The 19,616-nt window shown below is 38.9% G+C and carries 14 protein-coding genes; 3 read left to right on the forward strand and 11 right to left on the reverse strand.

Annotated features, from left to right (window positions below; translation table 11 throughout):
* Positions 1-75: 75 nt before the first annotated feature.
* The 4 genes from EV695_RS13100 to EV695_RS20515 form a co-directional block, all read right to left on the reverse strand.
* On the reverse strand, positions 76-1,452 hold the full coding sequence (locus EV695_RS13100; protein WP_131906435.1) for an OmpA family protein: 1,377 nt from the start codon (positions 1,450-1,452) through the stop codon (positions 76-78).
* Between the two features lie 2 nt (positions 1,453-1,454).
* Positions 1,455-2,270, reverse strand: coding sequence for a hypothetical protein (locus tag EV695_RS20280; RefSeq protein WP_207907083.1), 816 nt, complete (start codon positions 2,268-2,270; stop codon positions 1,455-1,457).
* 146 nt (positions 2,271-2,416) lie between these two features.
* Positions 2,417-2,845, reverse strand: a complete 429-nt coding sequence (locus EV695_RS13110) for a GFA family protein (protein WP_131906436.1) — start codon at positions 2,843-2,845, stop codon at positions 2,417-2,419.
* A 41-nt stretch (positions 2,846-2,886) separates the two neighbouring features.
* Entirely contained in the window at positions 2,887-3,105 is a 219-nt protein-coding gene (locus EV695_RS20515; RefSeq protein ID WP_131906437.1) for a GDCCVxC domain-containing (seleno)protein, read from the reverse strand.
* A gap of 47 nt (positions 3,106-3,152) precedes the next feature.
* Here EV695_RS20515 and EV695_RS13120 point away from each other — a divergent pair, with 47 nt between their 5' ends.
* Positions 3,153-3,716 carry a DUF3465 domain-containing protein gene (locus EV695_RS13120; RefSeq protein ID WP_131906438.1) on the forward strand — a complete coding sequence of 188 codons (564 nt, stop codon included), beginning with the start codon at positions 3,153-3,155 and terminating at the stop codon, positions 3,714-3,716.
* Between the two features lie 47 nt (positions 3,717-3,763).
* On the forward strand, positions 3,764-4,714 hold the full coding sequence (locus EV695_RS13125) for a class I SAM-dependent methyltransferase (RefSeq protein ID WP_131906439.1): 951 nt from the start codon (positions 3,764-3,766) through the stop codon (positions 4,712-4,714).
* Between the two features lie 42 nt (positions 4,715-4,756).
* On the opposite strand, the gene EV695_RS13130 is transcribed toward EV695_RS13125, so the two are convergent.
* The 7 genes from EV695_RS13130 to EV695_RS13160 form a co-directional block, all read right to left on the reverse strand.
* Complete coding sequence (locus EV695_RS13130) at positions 4,757-5,335, reverse strand: chorismate--pyruvate lyase family protein (protein WP_131906440.1); 579 nt, start codon at positions 5,333-5,335, stop codon at positions 4,757-4,759.
* Positions 5,336-5,341: 6 nt separating this feature from the next.
* Positions 5,342-6,091 (reverse strand): formyltransferase family protein, encoded by a 750-nt coding sequence (locus EV695_RS13135; RefSeq protein WP_165874709.1) that lies wholly within the window; start codon positions 6,089-6,091, stop codon positions 5,342-5,344.
* 102 nt (positions 6,092-6,193) lie between these two features.
* Positions 6,194-7,564 carry an aminotransferase class I/II-fold pyridoxal phosphate-dependent enzyme gene (locus tag EV695_RS13140; protein WP_131906442.1) on the reverse strand — a complete coding sequence of 457 codons (1,371 nt, stop codon included), beginning with the start codon at positions 7,562-7,564 and terminating at the stop codon, positions 6,194-6,196.
* A gap of 19 nt (positions 7,565-7,583) precedes the next feature.
* The gene (locus EV695_RS13145) at positions 7,584-15,485 is read right to left on the reverse strand and encodes a type I polyketide synthase (RefSeq protein WP_131906443.1); all 7,902 of its coding nucleotides are present in this window, start codon (positions 15,483-15,485) and stop codon (positions 7,584-7,586) included.
* A 189-nt stretch (positions 15,486-15,674) separates the two neighbouring features.
* Entirely contained in the window at positions 15,675-17,045 is a 1,371-nt protein-coding gene (locus EV695_RS13150) for a cytochrome P450 (RefSeq protein WP_131906444.1), read from the reverse strand.
* A gap of 174 nt (positions 17,046-17,219) precedes the next feature.
* Positions 17,220-18,221, reverse strand: a complete 1,002-nt coding sequence (locus EV695_RS13155) for a DUF2156 domain-containing protein (RefSeq protein WP_131906445.1) — start codon at positions 18,219-18,221, stop codon at positions 17,220-17,222.
* Between the two features lie 86 nt (positions 18,222-18,307).
* Complete coding sequence (locus EV695_RS13160; protein WP_131906446.1) at positions 18,308-18,835, reverse strand: RNA pyrophosphohydrolase; 528 nt, start codon at positions 18,833-18,835, stop codon at positions 18,308-18,310.
* 108 nt (positions 18,836-18,943) lie between these two features.
* Here EV695_RS13160 and EV695_RS13165 point away from each other — a divergent pair, with 108 nt between their 5' ends.
* Positions 18,944-19,597 carry a histidinol-phosphatase gene (locus EV695_RS13165; protein ID WP_131906447.1) on the forward strand — a complete coding sequence of 218 codons (654 nt, stop codon included), beginning with the start codon at positions 18,944-18,946 and terminating at the stop codon, positions 19,595-19,597.
* Positions 19,598-19,616: the final 19 nt, after the last annotated feature.

Genomic DNA, 19,616 nt, shown 5'->3' on the forward strand with positions numbered 1-19,616 from the left:
TTTTATAAATACACAAATTTTTGACAAAAAAAGCATGTCTATAGAGACATGCTTTAATTTATAACAAGTTACGTTTTATTGTGCGATCTTCACCTCAACACGTCGTGCTTCATTACGGGTACCCGAACCAACAGTTTGAGTCGGTTTAGCAACGATTATTTGATCGGCTGAGATACCAGCACGCTTCAGTGCAACCACAACGGCTTCTGCTCTTTTTAATGACAGAATCTGGTTCAGCTCAAGATTACCCGTAGCATCATGAAAACCTGAAACCAGTACCTTTGAGCCGTCATTATCTTTTAAATAGTTGATAATTCCAGACAACGTTTTAGTTGTATTTGCAGGTCTCGTTGCACTATTAATCCTAAAATAAAGCTTAGCCGTATCAGGCAAATCACCTGCTGGAGCTTTCATCATTTTGGGTTTGGCGCTCTCCAGTTCTTTAATGCGTGAACGTAAACCAGGAATAAGCTTGTTTTCGATCTCAAGGAAATTAATTTTATTTAATAGCTTGGGGTTGTCCACTTCTTTGGTCACGGTCACGGGCTCGATACTTTCGAGTGCTGCAATCTTGGCTTTAAGTCCAGCTATTAAACCATTCTCTTTTTCCAATGCAGCTATACGTGCAGCTAATTCAGGATCTTCTTTCTTAATCGTTATCGGATCAATATTTTCCAAGGCAGTTATCTTAGCTTTTAAACCGGGAATTAAACCATTCTCCTTTTCTAAAGCTTCAACACGTTTCGCTAACTCAGGATTTTCTTTACCGACGGTAATTGGGTTTATCCCTTCTAAAGCGGTGATTTTAGCTTTCAAACCAGGAATTAAAGCATTCTCCTTTTCTAACTTGGCTAAACGCTCAGCGAACTCTGGGCTCGCTTTGTTAACTGTTAATGGGCTAATACCTTCAAGCGCGGTAATTTTTGCACGTAAGCCTTCAATCAAACCGTTTTCTTTTTCAAGCTTAGCCAGACGTTCAGTGAGTTGTGCATCATTCGCATCTGCTTTTTTGATCACGATTGGATCAATTTTCTCGAGTGCGCCAATTTTCGCCTTTAAACCAGGAATTAAGCCATTCTGTGTTTCGAGTAGACCAATTTTCTTCAACAGTTCTGGATTATCAACTTCTTTGGTGACAACTTTGGGTGGCATAGCCTCAAGTTCAGCTATTTTGGCTTTTAGTTCTGCAACCATGCCGGTTTCTTTTTCCTTAGCTTTTTCCAGATCAGCAATTTGAGTGAGTAACACAGGGTTGTCTATGAGTTTTTCTTTTTCTACAACTTTTTCAACAACTTTTTCAACAATAGTTGGTGGAACTTCGCAGTTTCGACCACCGGGGCCATAACCTAATGCCCACAGTAGCAAAAGCAATAAGAATAAAATAACTGCAAAAACGCCCCATATTTTACGAAAACCAGGCCAGTTAGATGATATTTGTGAATTATTACTCATGATTATTGCCCTCCATCCAATTCATCTTGCCACTTCTTTAAAGCGTCCCATCTATTTTCTGCAGCCATTTTGGCTTGATCAGGCCATGTGCCCGGTTTTGCCAGTTTATATCTTGGGCCAGCATCATCGAGAATTTTCTGGATAGCATCTACTGATGTTGTTGCCAAAGCAGCGTAGTAGTGAATATCGGCGGCATGGATTAAGTCGTTTATTTTTGGTCCGACTCCTTCAACAATAGTAAAATCGTCTTGTCCGTTCTTTTGTTTTACTCTAAAACCCGCTTTTTTTGCGGCATCCAGATCAACCGTTGAACCTTGTGAAGATGATGGCTTAGTCACAGGAGTTGAAACAGAAGATGGCGTAGAAGTAGCTGGAGTTGCGGCAGTTGTAGATGTACTCGCTACACCGTAGGTATTTGTATTGCCTGAGGACGCTGGAGCTGTTGATGCGTCGCTTTTAAGCGCACGAATTTCAGCTTCAAGCTCGCTTATTCTCTTTAAATGTTCAGGATTATCTACTTCGACTATTTTTTCAGACTTAACAACTTTATCTACAGTTACTTCTCTCGTTTTAGATCGCGCTGATTCTAGACTTGCAACTTGAGACTGTAGTCCCGCTATTTGGCTATTTTCACTTTCTAGTTTACTGATAAGCGATAAATGTTTTGGATTATCTACAACTCTATCAACTTGTTTTTCTACAATTTTTTCAACAGGTGGTTCACCGTGCTTAAGTCGTTTAGCGAACCAGCCGGCGAGTAACCATCCAATCAAACCACCAGCCAGATATGGCCATAGCTGACATAAGAATAAAGTCATATGTATTGCTCCTAACAGTAAGTAAAAAGTGAAGGTTTAAATTTTAAACAAAAGGTAAAAATGCCAAACAATATTCCCTCATTAACTCTAGTAGTATCAAAGATATAGATAGTTCATAGCAGGCATTTAAAGTCTAAGATTCAAATTTATTTCGGTGCAGGTGGTGGCATTTCGTCAAACATTTTTATACTCTCATCCATGCAATCCCAGACTGGTTTCTTTTTATTATAAACAATGACTTGTGGCTTAAACCAAGAACTATCATCAACACAACCAACGGCAATACTAATGATTGCTGGCGCTGAAGTATTCGTACCAAACAACCTGCTACCGCAATCAGGACAAAAATGACGTGTTAACTGCGCACCATCATCTGCCGTTGTTGTGTAAGAGCTTGTTTGCCCTTCAATTTTGACATCTTCTTTCTTGAAGAAAGCGAGAGACATGTGCCCTGTGCCTGTAGAGCGTCGACAGTGATCACAATGACATTGCGCCATTCGTGCCGGTTCGTTTGCCAAGGTATACGTAACTTTTCCACATAAGCAGCCGCCGCTTGCAAAGGATTGTTCGCTCATTTTTTCTCTCTTTCTATATTAAATTGTAAAGAGTATAGAAGTTAATCTGGACTACAGCATGAAGAACCAATAATTTGTGCTTGAGGACAAGGATAATCACCATAACTGCAGTAAACACAACACTCACCTTTTTTGGTTTTAATCACCTCTTTGCATTCAGGACAACGAAAACTAGATTGATACGTATTCTCGGGCATTTGTTCTTGAAATTTATGGTTACAATTAGGGCAAGTTAGTATTGAATCAATTATCATAGACATACATTAACACGATTTTCATTTAGCTAACGACATTCAGACCTCCATATATGACCTTAAAAACCAACAATAAAAAAAGAAGAAATTATCCCTTTAAGCGTCAGTTAAATAGAAAAGTCAGACGTATTATCTTTATGTTAGTGGCCGCTGCAATTGCAACTGGCATCAACTATTACAACACCAATTTTAAAAAATCTGATAACTCACACGTCGAACTCAGTGAAAATCACAATAGTTCTGGTATACAAAAAGATCAACTGTTCAGCAATAAGCATCAGACTCAGGCACTCGCACAACTTGAAAAAGCAAAAGATCAAACCAATTCACGATTCTGGGTTGGCTTGAATGCAACTGTCATCAAACTATTAAAAGATGATTTAACAGGCAGTCGTCACCAGAAATTCTTAATCAAAGTAGAAAATGGCATGACACTATTGGTCTCTCATAATATTGATCTTGCGCCACGCGTTCCGATTAAGCAGAATGATCAAATCAGCTTACAAGGCCGTTATGAATGGAATAACCGTGGCGGAGTGATTCATTGGACTCACCACGACCCGAAAGGCAAAAAGGCTGGAGGCTGGATCTCAGTTAATGGTAAAAAATATAAATAATTCAATAGCTCAACCGATTCATTTAAAGCCACATCAAGTAAACGACTATGCCTGACCTTATAACTAACTTATCTGTCTTGTTAGATAACCTGCATCTCCCTACTAATTCTAGTGAACTTGAACAAGCTCAACGAATTTTTCATGGTAGAGGGCATGCCTATGAAGGTTTACATCATGTAACGATTGACTGGTTACCACCGATTATTTTGATTACCCTGTTTGCCAAGGAATCAACAACTGCTATAGATGAATTAGCTACAGAACTTAGAAAAAAGCTTCCAGATGCAAAAAAGGTATTGTTGCAGCACCGTTATTTATCGCATGGACCTATAGACGAGATTTACAGTGATGAGTCATCTAATCCTGTGCAAAGGCTGGAAGTTTTAGAAGGTGATTTAAAATTCCAGATAACTTTAGGAAAAGCGAGAAATACTGGCTTATTTCTAGATATGAGGAATGGCCGTCAATGGGTTAAGCAACACAGCCATGGCAAACGTATTCTGAATTTATTTTCGTATACCTGCGGTTTTTCTGTCGCTGCAATCGAAGGCGGTGCAAAGTCTGTATTGAATATTGATATGAGCAGTGCTGCATTGAATATCGGCCGAACTAATCATCGACTCAATAACCATGATCTGGATAATGTACGCTTCCAGAAACTGGATATCTTTAAATCTTTCAGCAGAATAAGAAAATTTGGCCCTTATGACTTATTGATTTGTGATCCTCCAACCTTACAAAAAGGAAGTGTCGATATCGCAAAAGACTACGCTAAGATTATTCGTCGACTGGATAGCTTTATGGATTTTGATAGCCAATTGATGATGTGCATCAATGCGACTCAAATTGAAGGAGAGAGCAGCAAGGAATTCTTGCTCAGCAAGATGAAAGAGTTTGCGCCAAATTACCAATTGATCGAGGAAATTAAACCACCAATGGTTTATAAAGAAACACAAGGAAGGGGCGTAAAAATACTGATCTATAAGCGATCATCATAATAACAATAGTTAATTTACACCCCCCTACTTTGAGGGCTTTTTTTAACTGTAAATGCTAATTGGAAAAAACTCTGTGACAATAATCGCAGGATGACCATTAACCCGAATACGATAACTTCGAGCAATTATTTCACCTTGAAGTTGATTGGTTAGTGCGTCTTCAGCAGATGCAGATTTTATATAATTAACATCGAAAATATCTCTGTAGGTTTCCACACCCTGCTCTCTTAACAGTTCACCAATACCTATTTCACCTTCTTCTAAACGCTTGCCAATGTGCTCTGGTAAATGCTGTAAAGATACCGTTGACCTGGCTGCAGCAAATATTTGGCCGCTATGATCCCCTTTTAAATACACTTCACGTTGCAATACTTTATCCCCTGCATTTACCTCCAGACCATCAACTTTATGGCTTAGAATTTTCAAAGTATTGTTTAAAGGAGTGATGCTAATGGGTTCCCAAAACCAGGCTTCAAGCGATTTGGTTACAGTCCCATCTGTGACCAGCATAGTCCTTAAAAATGGTGACATCTTATTAAGATCAAGGTCAGGTCCAATGTCTGACTTAATTATTGAATCAGCGGTATACCCACAGCTTTTAAAGTAAGAATTCTTTGTCATTATTGTTTATTGCTGCTTCCAAAGCCCTGTTAAGGAGATAAAACGATTACCCATTTTTTTAAAGTTTTTGACATTCTTTGAGGTTGGCCAAGAATCGTAATTGCCACTGAGATTTTCAGTACTGGTCGGTAAAAGTTGCTTTTGATCCGTTTTAATCCATTTCAAAGTTAATCTAATACCTTCTTGAAACAACAAACAATTATTAAAAAACAACGATTTGGTTTTATCGACATCATACGCACGCTGCATGAGTATCTCCCCTGAATCGAATGTTTCTGCCATCCTGTGCACAGTAACACCAATTGTTTTTTGCTCATCATTCATCGCGAAGAACACCGGATCAACACCTTGATATTTGGGAAGTAATGAAGGATGTATATTGATACATTGAAGCGAGTCTAATGATAAAACATCTTTTTTTATTAATTGATTAAAATGACTGCCTAATAAAAAATCAGGAGTCACTGACCTTATAAATTCAACGGAGTCTATAGAATTAATGTCTTTGGTATCGTGAACGGGAATATCATGTAATTTAGCCAATCGATGTACATCTCGTAATGGCCATTTCTGGAATAGGAAAAGGGGCTGTAATGCTTTAAATGCATCGGTCACCATAAAAAGATAACTCGAGTATCGTAAGCCCGATGTTTTTATTTGTTTAAGGGCACCACTTAAATGACCATATTTAGTACTTAAAACACGGGTAGAGTTTATGACCCCGACTAGTTCTATATCATTATCTGCTATGAGCATTTCCATAACTTTGGAGGAATAAATGCTTGCGTAGGTGCAAAAAACAATTCTTTTTTTAGCTTGAGCAGACGTACTCTCATTCTTTAATAGAACCATCGTCTATTAAAACTTGCCCATTTCTTCAACGAGAATATCGATAGTCTGTTCTATTTGCTCTTCAGTATGAGAAGAACAGATAAAGAAACGTAGGCGCGCCATACCTTCTTGCACTGCAGGATAAAAAATAGGTTGGACATTGATACCACGCTCAAAACACGCATTAGCAAGTCTTCCAGCAGTTGCTGAGCTACCTGTTATGATAGGAATGACTGATAAACCTGCGCTCGACCCAACATTCAATCCTTTTTCTTTAGCTAATTTCAAAAATTGCTGACCACGAGCTTTGAGGCTTTCAACGCGCTCCGGTTCACGGTCTAGTATTTTTAAAGCAGTAATTGCAGAAGCTGCTAGCGGTGGAGAAATCCCTACGCTGTATAAAAACCCGGGAGCTGAATACTTAAGGTGTTCAACCAGTGCTTTTTCACCTGCGATATAACCGCCACAACTCGCTAACGTTTTACTAAGTGTACCCATCCATAAATCAACTTCATGCCCGTCTACACCTTCCTGCTCTTGAAGTCCGTGACCTTTTTCACCCAGCACCCCCAAAGAATGGGCTTCATCTACCATCAAAAAAGCTTTGTGACGTTTTTTGATTTCTATAAAACGTTTCAGATCGGGATAATCACCATCCATGCTATAGATGCCTTCGATAACTATCAGCACTCGCTCATAATTTCTTCGTTGCTGAAATAACAATTCATCCAGAGCTTGCCAATCATTGTGCGGAAACGGTAGACGAGTTGCACCCGATAATTGACCGCCTTGAACGACACTATTGTGAATCAAAGAATCATGTAAAATTAAATCTTTAGGACCAAACAAATAACCAATAGTGGTGACATTAGTCGCATGCCCACTGACAAAAACAATACAATCATCGACTTCGTATTTTTTCGCTAAGGCAATTTCCAATTCACGCTGAATAGGTCTTTCACCCGCCACAGGTCGACTCGCAGATGCAGAAGTACCATATTTATCGATAGCTTGTTTTGCCGCTTCAGAAACTTCAGGATGCCCACACAAATCCAGATAGTTGTAACTGGCAAAGTTAATATATTCATGACCATTGATAGTGGTCGTATTACCAGCAACACCTTCATGTTCTTTAAAGAAAGGACTAGGTACGCCTAGTTGTTTTCCGCCCGCTTCCAAGATTCTGATTTGTTGATAACCAGGAAACATATCAAATCGACAAAATTCATCAGGTATCTTCGAATTTGATTGAAGTGACTTTCTTGTTCTTAACACATCACCGTTCTGCATCTTGGCTTCTGTGACTTTCTTTAAGCGTTTTTCTAGCATTTTTTGTGCTAGTTGGTCTTTCACAGACCCGCTCAAACCGAACAAGTTACTCTTTTTAATTTTTGACATCCGTTTACTTTACCACTGGTTAATGCTTCATTGCATCTTCGATAAGTTTCTTCGACAACTCTTCAGCTTCTTTCTCAGTCATATTTTCTGCATGACCGTGACGAGATGCTGCGACAGAAATACTTTCTTCATGTGCTGATTTATTATTAGCTAGATCTGAATCAGGGGCCATTGAATCATCATCAGACTCAGATAATTGCTCGGTAATTCTTTCTGCTATTCGTAGAATATTAGCCCCTTCGGTCAACGCCATTACAGGCAATTTAACCCCAAAACGCTCTTCAATCGCTAACACGAGTTCCATACCCATTAACGAATCCATACCTAAATCAAAAATTGACCTCTCTACATCAAGTTTCTCTCTTGGCAGACGCAATATCTGTTCTATCTCATCAAGCAACAAATCTACAACAAGCTCTTGAATCTCCGCCTGTCCCAGATTTGCAATCAGTGTCTGAATATCTTCAAAATGGTCACTGTCTGATGTTTTGACCATTCTCTTCAACTCATCATATTTTGGAGAGTTAGCAGCAGGCATTACACGTTGTATGACTCCCCAATCCAAATCTATAACTCCAACACCGACCTTATCGCTAAGTATTATTTTTTCTAACATTTTAAGCGCTTTATCCGAGTTTAGCGCTTCACCGCCTAAACGTGATTGTAACGCTTCTTTAGTTTCTTCGTTTCGTGCTAAATAACCCACATCAGAAATCGCACCCCAGGCTACATAATTTGCAGACAGACCTAATGACTTTCTATACGCGGCTAAAGACTCGAGATAACTATTTGCAGCAACATAGTTAGCCTGACCTGGATTGCCGACATAAGTAGTGGCAGACGAATACAATACGAAGAGATCAAGATCAATATCAGTTGTAGCCTTATGTAAATTCCAGCCACCCATTACTTTAGGCTGCATTACTGTTAGCAACTGTTCTTGAGACATATTTCGAATTAACCCATCATCCAAAACCATTGCTGCATGAACAACACCTTTTAATGGCGGTATATCTTTTTGAATCTCAGACACTAATTTAGTTACAGCCTTCATATTAGTAACGTCACAAGCGCGAGTATAAATACTCACACCCTTGACCTTAAGTGAGTCTAATATCGCTTTTGTTTCTTCATCTGCTTTGGAAACATTGGCACTTCTACTCACTAGCACTAATGATCTGGCACCCTTATCCACCAACCAACAAGCTGTTTTTAAACCAAAACCACTGAGCCCACCGGTGACTAAATAACTAGCTTTTGAATCACAGACTAATTCTTCATCTTTAACTGGTAATGGATGAATATCATCTTGAGATATCGAGTTACCATTTTCAAATGAAACAACAACCTTACCTATTTGTCTTGATTGTTGCATATAACGAAATGCATCTTCAATTCGAGTGGCAGGGAAAGCTCGGTAAGGCATAGGCCTTAAACTACCGTCATCAAATAACTTCATCATTTCTTTAAAGAGACGATTAGCTAGCTCAGGTCTTTCAATCAGTAACTGATCTGCATCGATACCAAAATAGGAAATATTATTTCTAAACGGTCTTAACCCAACTTTACTATTCTCATAGAAGTCACGTTTTCCCAACTCAAGGAATCGACCAAATGGTTTTAATACTGACAGATTTCTTGTAATAGCCTCACCCGCCAGAGAATTCAATACTATATCAATACCCGAACCATTGGTTATTTCCATGATCTCATCAGCAAATGCTAAAGACCTGGAATCCATTACGTGATCTGCACCTAGTAATCGAACAAAATCTCTCTTTTCATCACTTCCCGCGGTAGCAAAAATTTCAGCACCACAATATCTCGCGTATTGAATAGCAGCAATTCCCACTCCACCAGCAGCTCCATGGATCAATATTTTTTCACCTGGCTCAATTTGTGCTAAGTGCTTGAGGGCATAATAAACAGTGAAAAAAGTTGTAGGTATTGTCGTCGCTTCTTCAAAACTCCAATCTTTGGGCTTATGAGTTATAGCGGTGGTTTGAGTAATGACTCTTGAACTAAAACAAGCCGGAGCAAAACCAACGACTTCATCTCCTGCTTTGAACTCAGTAACAGCACTACCTACCTTCGTCACAAATCCAGAAACTTCCATTCCTAAGGTTGGACCAGCAAAACCGTTTTCTACTGCTTCATCAGAGAGAAGCCCCATTGCGTACATGACATCTCGAAAGTTAAGTCCTGCTGCATGAGGTTTTATTTGTATCTCATCTGCTCTACAGAAGTTTTCTGATAATTCTTGCCAAATTAAATTTTTGAGCTGCCCCGGAGAACTAAATTTCAAACAGTAATCTATGTCTTTTTTGATTTTCGCAGTTGTTGTTTTAACGTTTTTCGCATTCTTTATCTTCTTAGTAACCACTTTCGGACGTAGATCTGTACGTTTCATACGCATTACATGACGTACGTTTTCATTAACAATGACTTCGTTTTCATTGTTTTCAGTACTTACCAGCATCAATTCGTTCATAAGAACGCGGCTAGTTATATCTAAATCAAATTTCCCCTGCAAATCAATAAGCTTGCAATCAAGATCCGGATGCTCATTCATGATGACTCTTCCAAGTCCCCACAATGGCGCTTGCGATGGATTTGACTCAAACAAAAAGTCCTGATTATCCTCTGCCAGTGTTGCACCACCAGAAGTTACAATTTTTAATTGAGGCATTTTTGTTACGCCAGACTTTTCTAAGCCTTTAACCAAATCTATTGTACTGCTACACCTTAAATTCTGAAGTCCAAGCTGTATATCTTCAACTTCACTAGATTCGGTTTCGTTATACCAACGTAAGCCCATCAAATGCACGATCACATCACAACTCACCTCTTGTTTCTTTAAGGTAGATATGATGTGATCAAAATGTTCTTCTTTTTCATTGTTGCTGGAATCAAAATTCAATGAAAAATGCATAGGACCCAAGCGTTTATAGGTTTCACCTGTTTCAACCAGAATGACTTGATGACCTGCTTTATTCAATTCTGTAATTACTGCATGCGATAATGAACTAGAGATTTCATCATCATCTTTCAAAATCATCCAATTTTGAATTTCGCTCTCTTTGGTAGCTGTTTTTTCAATTTCTACAGTATGATTATGATTTGCTATAACCATAAAGGCACCAACATCACCTGTAGCTTCTGGTTCAACTAACAACTCGACTTGATCAAAGCCTAAATCCTTCAAATCTGAACGCCAGGAATTAGCTGTCATAAGAAGAGGAGATGGTCTAGTCACATCAGAGGTATGTATCCACCAATCGGCTTGCAAACCAAAAGTCATGTCCATAAAACGATCTGATTGTCTTTCAATCAACAACATAACCCCTTTTGCTGAAAGGAGCTTTTTGATATTTTCTTGCGCTTTAGCGCAGTCATCTGATCGATATAAGGTGTTGGCGGCAATGACTATGTCAAATTTAGCGTCATTTAATAAGCTGTTAGAAATATCCTGACTTAAGTCTATTTGATGAGTCTTTACAAAGTCCCAATTTTCTAATGAAAAGTCCGCTTTTAATAGCAGCTCTTCATCGTGATGTACGTATAGGTAATCACACTGATCTTCTGGAAGAACAGGTAATATTTGCTGGCTGATTTCTGTATCGTTACCACCAATTTCTAAAACCCTAAGTCGTTTATTTGCAGGCCAATCAGATACTATTTCACTTAAAATATCTCTTAGAGCAAGGTTCATGCTCAAGTTACTAGGAGAAGCCCCGCTCCAATGTTCTTGAATGCTACTTTTATTGGAAAATAACAAACTTTTAGCTTCGACTTTATTCTGTAAAACATCAGCTAAATGTTCGCCGCATCGTCCTAATAGCATTAACTCCGGAAGATAATCAGGTGAATCACCAAGAACAGAAAGCCAAATATCCTCTGCAGAAGGTAAGTCACTTGATGCTACTAATAGCCATTGATCATTTTCAAACGTAGCTAAATCATCTTCTACTAAAATCTCGAGTAAACGAGATAATAAAGGAAGCTTTACAGATTCAATATGAGCTTGTTCCGCTAATGATTGAAGAGTGAACTCATCTCCTTTTGGATTTAACATTTGTATTGCTTGCCAAGCAAACATGGACACCATTAAATCAAATAATGGTAAAACTTCCTGATAATGCCTATCTCTTTGCAGAGTAGATTCATGATCTTTTAAAAACTCAACTGCATTACTGACTAATACAGCAGGCTCCGCAACCGGAGAAACCGAAGCAGAATCATTAAGAGGCATTAAGAATGGTTGGAATTCATAACACGCTGGTAATAAAGCCGCACTGCGCATCAGCTGGACACCTCTGAAACGACAGTCTTTCAATTCAACTAAGACCGCTCCTTCAGAATCCAGCAATAAATAATCAGCAACTACTGATTGAGGGCTTTGTTTAGTTACATTCACATGTAAATAAGACAGGTTTTCTATGGACGATGAATAGTAATAGAGCTTACCTATTTGAACAGGTATTAATGCGGCTTGATTTCCGTTTTCAATCTTATTAGAGAAAATATCTACCAGTACCTGAAAACCAGCATCAAGCAAAGCGGGATGTAATAAATATAAACTATTGTCTATATTTAATTGGCTTTCGCTTTTAATTTTGGCTATAGCACTCAGCGATGAAACCCATACTTCGTCAATTCCCTGAAAGGTTGGACCATAGCTCAAACCAACTGATTCAGTTAATTTGTAATGCCCTTTGGACGAGATAGTATGATTTGAGTTTGTAACGAAACTATTTAGCGCATAGTTTTCTGGCACTTTCTTATTGGTTTTACCTAACAGCCTACCAACAACATTTTCTGACCACTGACTTTCACTCAGACGATCTCGACTACTAATGATGAAGCTGCCATCTTTAGGAAATAATTTGAAAAGTAATGACTTACCATGATCTAAGACTATTGGAGCTCTGATTTCTAAATTTTCTATTTCCCATTGTTTCTTCTGGTCTTCATCCGTTGAAAACCATTCTTTAGAAGCTGCTAAAGCCATTTCTACAAAAGCAGCAGCAGGCATCACTGCACCACCATCTACGACATGATCATTCAAATAAGATAAGATTTCGACATCTACTTGATTTTCCCAGCACGCTTCATGATTCTTTAAGCGATAACCTAATAGAGGGTGCACTCGATCTCTATTTACAAGATCTGATCCTTCCGCAGTCAAAGAATACCAGTGCCTCTCTTTTTGCCATGGGTAATGAGGCAAATCAACATATTGACTAACTTTTTTAGGAAAAAGAACTGTTTCATCCAAGTTACATCCAGCCAGATAACAGCTGTAGAGCCCACTTAATAAACCAGTTTTAGTTTCACTTTGACGCTTAATCGTTGTTAATGCCAGAGATGATACATCCTTAGCTCTGCTACACTCATTAACGTAAGTTCGAAGTACCGGATGAGGCCCGATTTCAAGATAAACTTGATAACCTTCATCCAACATATTACCCATAGCACTAGAGAAAAGAACCGGCTTTCGAATATTCTCCCACCAATAATTTGCATCTAGGTCTTCACCTTTGAATAAGTCTCCACTGACTGTAGAGAAAAATTCTATCTTGGTTTCTTGAGGCTTCAATTCTTTCAAAGAAGTCTGAATCTCATTTTTAACAGGATCCATAGCACTACTATGAAAGGCATAATCCAAATCGAGAATGCGGCAAAAAATACTATTCTGTTTTAAGTTACTTTCAATTAACTGCAGAGACTCCAACGAGCCAGACAGCGTGACAGATTTGGGGCTATTGATTCCGGCAATTGACACATCACTATCAAGAAGTAGTTCTGATATTAATTCATTAGCATCTGATTCACTAATAGCGACTGCAGCCATTCTACCCATGCCACTGGTTTTACCCTGTGCATGGCTTCTTCTATAGATAACTTCAGTTGCCTGAGATAAATCCAAAGCCCCTGCCGCCCATGCTGCCGCTACTTCACCAACACTATGACCAATAACAGCATCCGCTTTTAAGCCTTTAGATTCGAGAACTTTAATTACGCCAACTTGTAATGCAAATAATAGAGGTTGAGCAACTTCTGTTAGATGAAGTCGTGAGTTTTCCTCTGAAGCCTTAAACTCATCGATTAAAGAAATATCATCATAAACATTAATCAACTCATTAATTTTGATTACTGTTTCCAGAAAAAGAGGTTCTTTTTCTAATAATTCGCACCCCATTCCTTGCCATTGAGATCCATTACCGGAAAACACAAGCGCAAGTTTCACTCCACCGTCTTTATTCAAAGAGTTTTTGTTGTGAATCTCTACTTTTGTGCCCGCTGTAGCGCCGGTATGAATTTCCCCTTGAGAATAAGCATGTAAACACTCGACAACTTCTTCTACGGTATCAGCATTTATCGCTAAGCCATGATCAAACTTCTGACGAGTTTTATAAGCTGAGTATGAAATATCATCGAAATCTTCACTCGCACTCTGTAATAAATCACGATACTGACCAGCCATGGCTTTTAGTGCATTTTCACTTTTAGCTGAAAGCAATAGAGGAGAATGTGCAGCGTGTTGCTCTTCTTTATTTGCAAGTGCATTACTTACAAGTCCTTTATTTTTAACTTTTTTCGCATTTGAAGATTTTTTTGTTTTCTCTTTCTTATATTCCTCAACAATAATATGCGCGTTTGCTCCACCAAAACCGAATGAATTAACACCCATTAGTAATGGTTTTTTTCGTTCTCTTAATGGTGTAAACGAAGTAACAACGGATAACTTATCAGCTTCAAAATCTATATTAGGGTTAGGTATTTCAAAGTGTAATGAAGGCGGTATTGCTCTATTTTTTAGACTTAAGATTACTTTTAGTAAACCAGCCATACCAGAAGCTGTTTCAAGATGCCCAAGATTCGTTTTTGCAGAACCAATAGGCAATGATTTTTTGCGAGGTCTTCCCAGTACTTTTGCCAGCGCTCCAGCTTCTAAGGGGTCACCTACTGCCGTGCCTGTTCCATGCGCTTCCAAATAACTAAGATCATTTGGATGAATTCCTGCACGGCTGTAAATCGTTTCTAATAAGCCAGCTTGGCCTTCAGTACTTGGCAATGTGATTCCATTTGTACGACCATCACTATTTATCGCCGTGTCAACGATTACAGCATGTATAGGATCGCCATCGGCTTCTGCATCTTCCAAAGGTTTTAAGAATAAAACAGCAGAGCCTTCAGATCTTACGTAACCATCTCCAGTAGCATCGAAAGCACGACAGCGACCGCGAGGAGATAACATAGAAGCTTTTGAGAAACCGACAAAACCAAACGGATGAAGCAACATATTCACGCCGCCAGTTATCGCTGAAGGAGCATCACCATTCCAAATAGCATTACATGCCTGATGAAGAGCAACTAAAGAAGATGAACAGGCCGTATCTACGGAAACACTTGGCCCATGCAAATCATAAATATAGGAAATTCTATTAGATGCAATACTGGCTGTATTACCTGTCATTGAGTAAGGATCTAACGAACTCAAATCATCCATGCGGCGATGCGCGTAATCAGTACTCGCTATACCAACGTATACAGCACATTGAGATCCTGCAAGAGACTGCGGAATTTGTTTGCCGTCTTCTAACGCTTCCCATGTTAATTCTAAAAGAAGACGTTGCTGAGGATCCATCTGTGCCGCTTCACGAGGGGATATCCCAAAGAAAGCCGCATCAAATTCATCTACTTGTGGCAGAACACCTGCAGCAAAGGTATAACTTTTACCGGGTTCTTTTTTGTTTGGATGTTTGTAAAAATCAGTTCCCCAACGTTCTGAACTGACTTCTGTGACGACATCTTTACCATTTTTCAACACATCCCAATAAGCATCTGGTGAAGAGGCTTCACCCGGGAAACGACAAGCCATACCGACAACGGCAATTTTCTTTTTTACTTCTGACAATGAACTATCCTTGAGGAGATCTCACATCCTAATTATGTGAGGGATTCTACATGATATTGCACCTTTCGTGCATAGCTTCTGTCACTTAATTACAGGCTATGTTTATAACAGAAGAATCCAGAGTAACAATAAAAGCCGCACAAACCATTTTTCACTTAATAAATACCATATAAATAAAGCGTTAACTCATTAATTTCTATTCTGAATTTTCATTGGTAAACGCCCTTTTGGCCTTAATGTCAGGCGGCACTCATGCTCAACTTTCTGATTTTCATCGAGTGACAATCGGAATTTTTGAGCCAAAATAGCAATTGATAAAACAGATTCGATAATTCCGAAATTTTTCGCCAAACACACTCTAGGACCAGCACTAAAAGGGATATAGGTAAATTTAATTGGCTTAGGCGCATCCGGCATAAAGCGTTCAGGTATAAAATGATCCGGCTTATCCCAATATTTTTTATGACGTTGAATTAACCATGGAACAATCAACATAATCGAACCCGGTGGTACTTTCTTACCTCGAATAGTATCTCCTTCGAGCGCTTCTCTGGATAAAATTGGAACCGGCGGATACAAACGCATGGTCTCATCGAGAATCGCGCGTGTATATTTTAGCTTATCAACATCTGCAAATTCAGGCGTTCTTCCTTGCAAAACTTCATCTAACTCTGCGTGAAGCTTTTTTTCAACCTCAGGCGCTTGTGAAATCAGGTACCAAGTCCACGCCAACACATTAGCAGTAGTTTCATGACCAGCCATAAATAAAACAATTAATTCATTGCGAATTTGTTCCTTAGTCATGGTATCGATACCACTTTCAGTCTGGTTTGCTTTTAACAGTTCGGCAACCAATGTCCCGTCATGACCACCTTCTTCGGCTTTCGCAATGATTGCATCGACAGCATTATGAATTGTTTTTGCTGCCTTACGCGCCTTGCCCACTTTAGCATTAACATTTGGCCACCAATCCGGCAATCCGAGAAAATTACTTAATGCCATTTGCTTTACTACTGACTGATAAGCGGCAAAAGCATCAACCACAGCAGCACTATTCTCAGAACCTAATTTTTCCCCAAACAAGGTTCTTGCGATGATTTCAGCAGTCAGCTTACCCATCTCTGTGTGAACATTTACCTCTCCACCTTCAGGTACTTTCGCCCATTCTTCTGCCATTTCATGAATCGTGGAGGTCATCACCCTACTAAACATTTTGATATGTGCAGAATCAAAAAGTGGCATTTGAATTTTGCGTCTACTCGCCCAGGTATCACCATCACTTATGAACAACCCATCACCCAGTAAAGGCTCAAGCGCTCGTCTCATTTGAGGACTCTTACGCTCATAATTTTCTTTCGCTTCTACGAAGATATAGCGCACTAAGTCTGGAGAATTCGCAATAAAAATATTCTGCTTCAGAATTTTCCGATGCATAAACTCTACTTCGAATGATTCCTCATCCCAGATAGAGAGCAAGTCTTGTTGTGCATAGTAAAGCGCTTGAAACGGATTTATTTCTTTAGTATGACGTTTCGGGTATGGCGGTATGAAATCACTCATAAAATTTTATTCTAAGTTTAGAGAGCGGCATAATATTGCCAGCACTAGCATTAAACAAGAGACTTATATCAAATTTAATCGCTTCAACCGTTTAATTTTGACTAGGCCACCCCCCTACTTTGAGGCGTTTTTTTACACGTTTTTATGTGTAAGATGCAATCAAATCAGTGTAATTCAAATCATGCCATTCGCTTTAACCATCGCAAACACTTCCCTCAAACCTGTACCATTAGTACCTGAAATATAGACGGGATTCGCTTTACCATTAAATTTCTTTTTGTGTGAAGCATTCCCCTGGAATGGGTAGATATAATTTAATTTTTCGAAAGCATACCAGAAGGCTTTTCGAGTCAATTTATTATAATTGAGCTCTTGAGATAATCCTCTTTGCAGAAACAACGGTGACATTCCCAGATTTACAACTTCGACACCCTCATCCTTAAAAACTTCGATTGCAGCTAATATAATCGTTGCGCTGGTGCCGTGTGGGACATTATCAGCAATACGATCAATATTGTGATAATAAGCAACAACCTTACCGTCTCGATAGATTGGATCAAAGGTAGCAAAAGCTATTAATTTATCATTCTGGTAAGCCCAGAAATACCGCACATCTTTTTCGGTTTCCGTTCTCAGCGGTCGAACTAGAAAGCTATATTCACTTCCACCTTTATTATTCAACCAACTTTCAGAAATCTGCGAAATCGCTTGTTGCTCTTCCGTATCTGACATATCAGAAATATTTTTTTCGAATACAGAAACACCTTCACGCTTACATTTATTTTGCCATTGTCTTAGTTTTGCCCGCTGCTTACCTGCCAGACTAAAGTCTGAAATAGGTATTTCAGTTTCAATACCGAAAATATTTGTTTGATAACCTGCCTCGTCAAGCACTTCTGCAAAACTGCGAGACGCTTGAACAAAAATCACATCTGAAAATTTATAGAGAAAAGCATCCAGCATTTTTCTGTAGTTGTCAGGATGACAGACGGGATTAGAAAGTACTATTTTGCGCTCTTTGCGAGACCAAAACCAATGCTTGAAATCGATATAGGCAATATAGCCAATATCCTCCATAACAAAATATTTCATGCAGGGCTCTAGGCTTGTATAAGCCATACAATGACTTCCATATTTTTCCAGATAGGGAATCAGTCTGTTTTCACTAGGAGACAAGTTAATACTCTTTATTATTTCTATTTTTAGCTATTTGATAGCGGACAATAAATTAACTCAGGACAGTGATTAACTGCCCCAAGTAGCTAGCCGACTTCTCTGCTATCTTCATCATCTGAATCAATGGTAGATGGGTGACCTATTAGCGTCAGAGGAGCAAGTTCTTGTAACGCACGCTCATACACTCTTCGTTTAAAGTATACGACCTCTTTTGCGGGTAGCCAATAATTAACCCAACGCCAGCCATCAAACTCAGGCACGTCACATGCCTCCAAATCAACCGAAGAATCATCACAGGTAAGTTTTAACAGGAACCAACGCTGCTTCTGACCAATACACACTTTTCCATTATTACAACGACGAACCATTTTATTGGGAAGGCGGTAACGCAACCAGTCTTGAGTAGAGCCTACTACCTCAACATGTTTCTCACGCAAACCTGTTTCCTCATGCAATTCTCTAAACATCGCTTCAAGTGGCGTTTCACCTTCATCTATACCACCTTGTGGAAACTGCCAGGATGTCTGGCCAATTCTTTTTCCCCAAAATACTTCACCATCGCAATTAGATAGAATGATACCAACATTGGCTCGAAAGCCGTCATCATCAATCACGATATTCTCCAAAACTATTAATTAAGTCGATTCTTCCACATCGGCAGTGAATCAGCAAATTTTTAGCGATACAATAAGGGAATTAATATTTAATAAGCAGGAAACAGCATGGCACTAGCATTATTCGATTTAGACAATACTCTTTTAGATGGGGACAGCGATTATGAATGGGGTAATTTTTTAGTTTCTAAAAAACTTGTAGATGCCGATGAATACGAAAAAGCAAACACCTACTTTTATGAACAATATAAACAAGGCACATTAGATATCGTTGAGTTTTCAGCTTTTAGCTTTAAACCTTTGTCTTTAATTAGCAGAGAAGAATTGAATAATTTGCACCAGGAATTTATGCAAACTTATATCTTACCAAGAATAAAACCTCAGACCCCTACAGTATTGAATAAACACAAAAACCAGGGGGATACCTTGGTCATCATAACTGCGACCAATAGCTTTATCACTCGCCCTATAGCGACTCACTTAGGCATTGAACACCTGATTGCTACCGAACCAAAAATTATAGATGGAAAATATACAACTGAAATAGAGGGCATACCCTGTTTTCAAGAAGGCAAAGTTACGCGTTTAAATGACTGGTTGAAAATGAATAATGATTCAATGGAGGGAAGTTATTTCTATAGTGATTCAATCAATGACCTACCTTTATTAGAAATAGTAGATACACCTATTGTTGTTGATCCGGATGAAAGATTACGCGAGGTTGGCACTAAACGAGAATGGGAAATCACCTCATTTAAATAAACTGAATAAGAAGTCACCC

Source organism: Cocleimonas flava (genome assembly GCF_004339015.1).
Classification (GTDB): domain Bacteria; phylum Pseudomonadota; class Gammaproteobacteria; order Thiotrichales; family Thiotrichaceae; genus Cocleimonas; species Cocleimonas flava.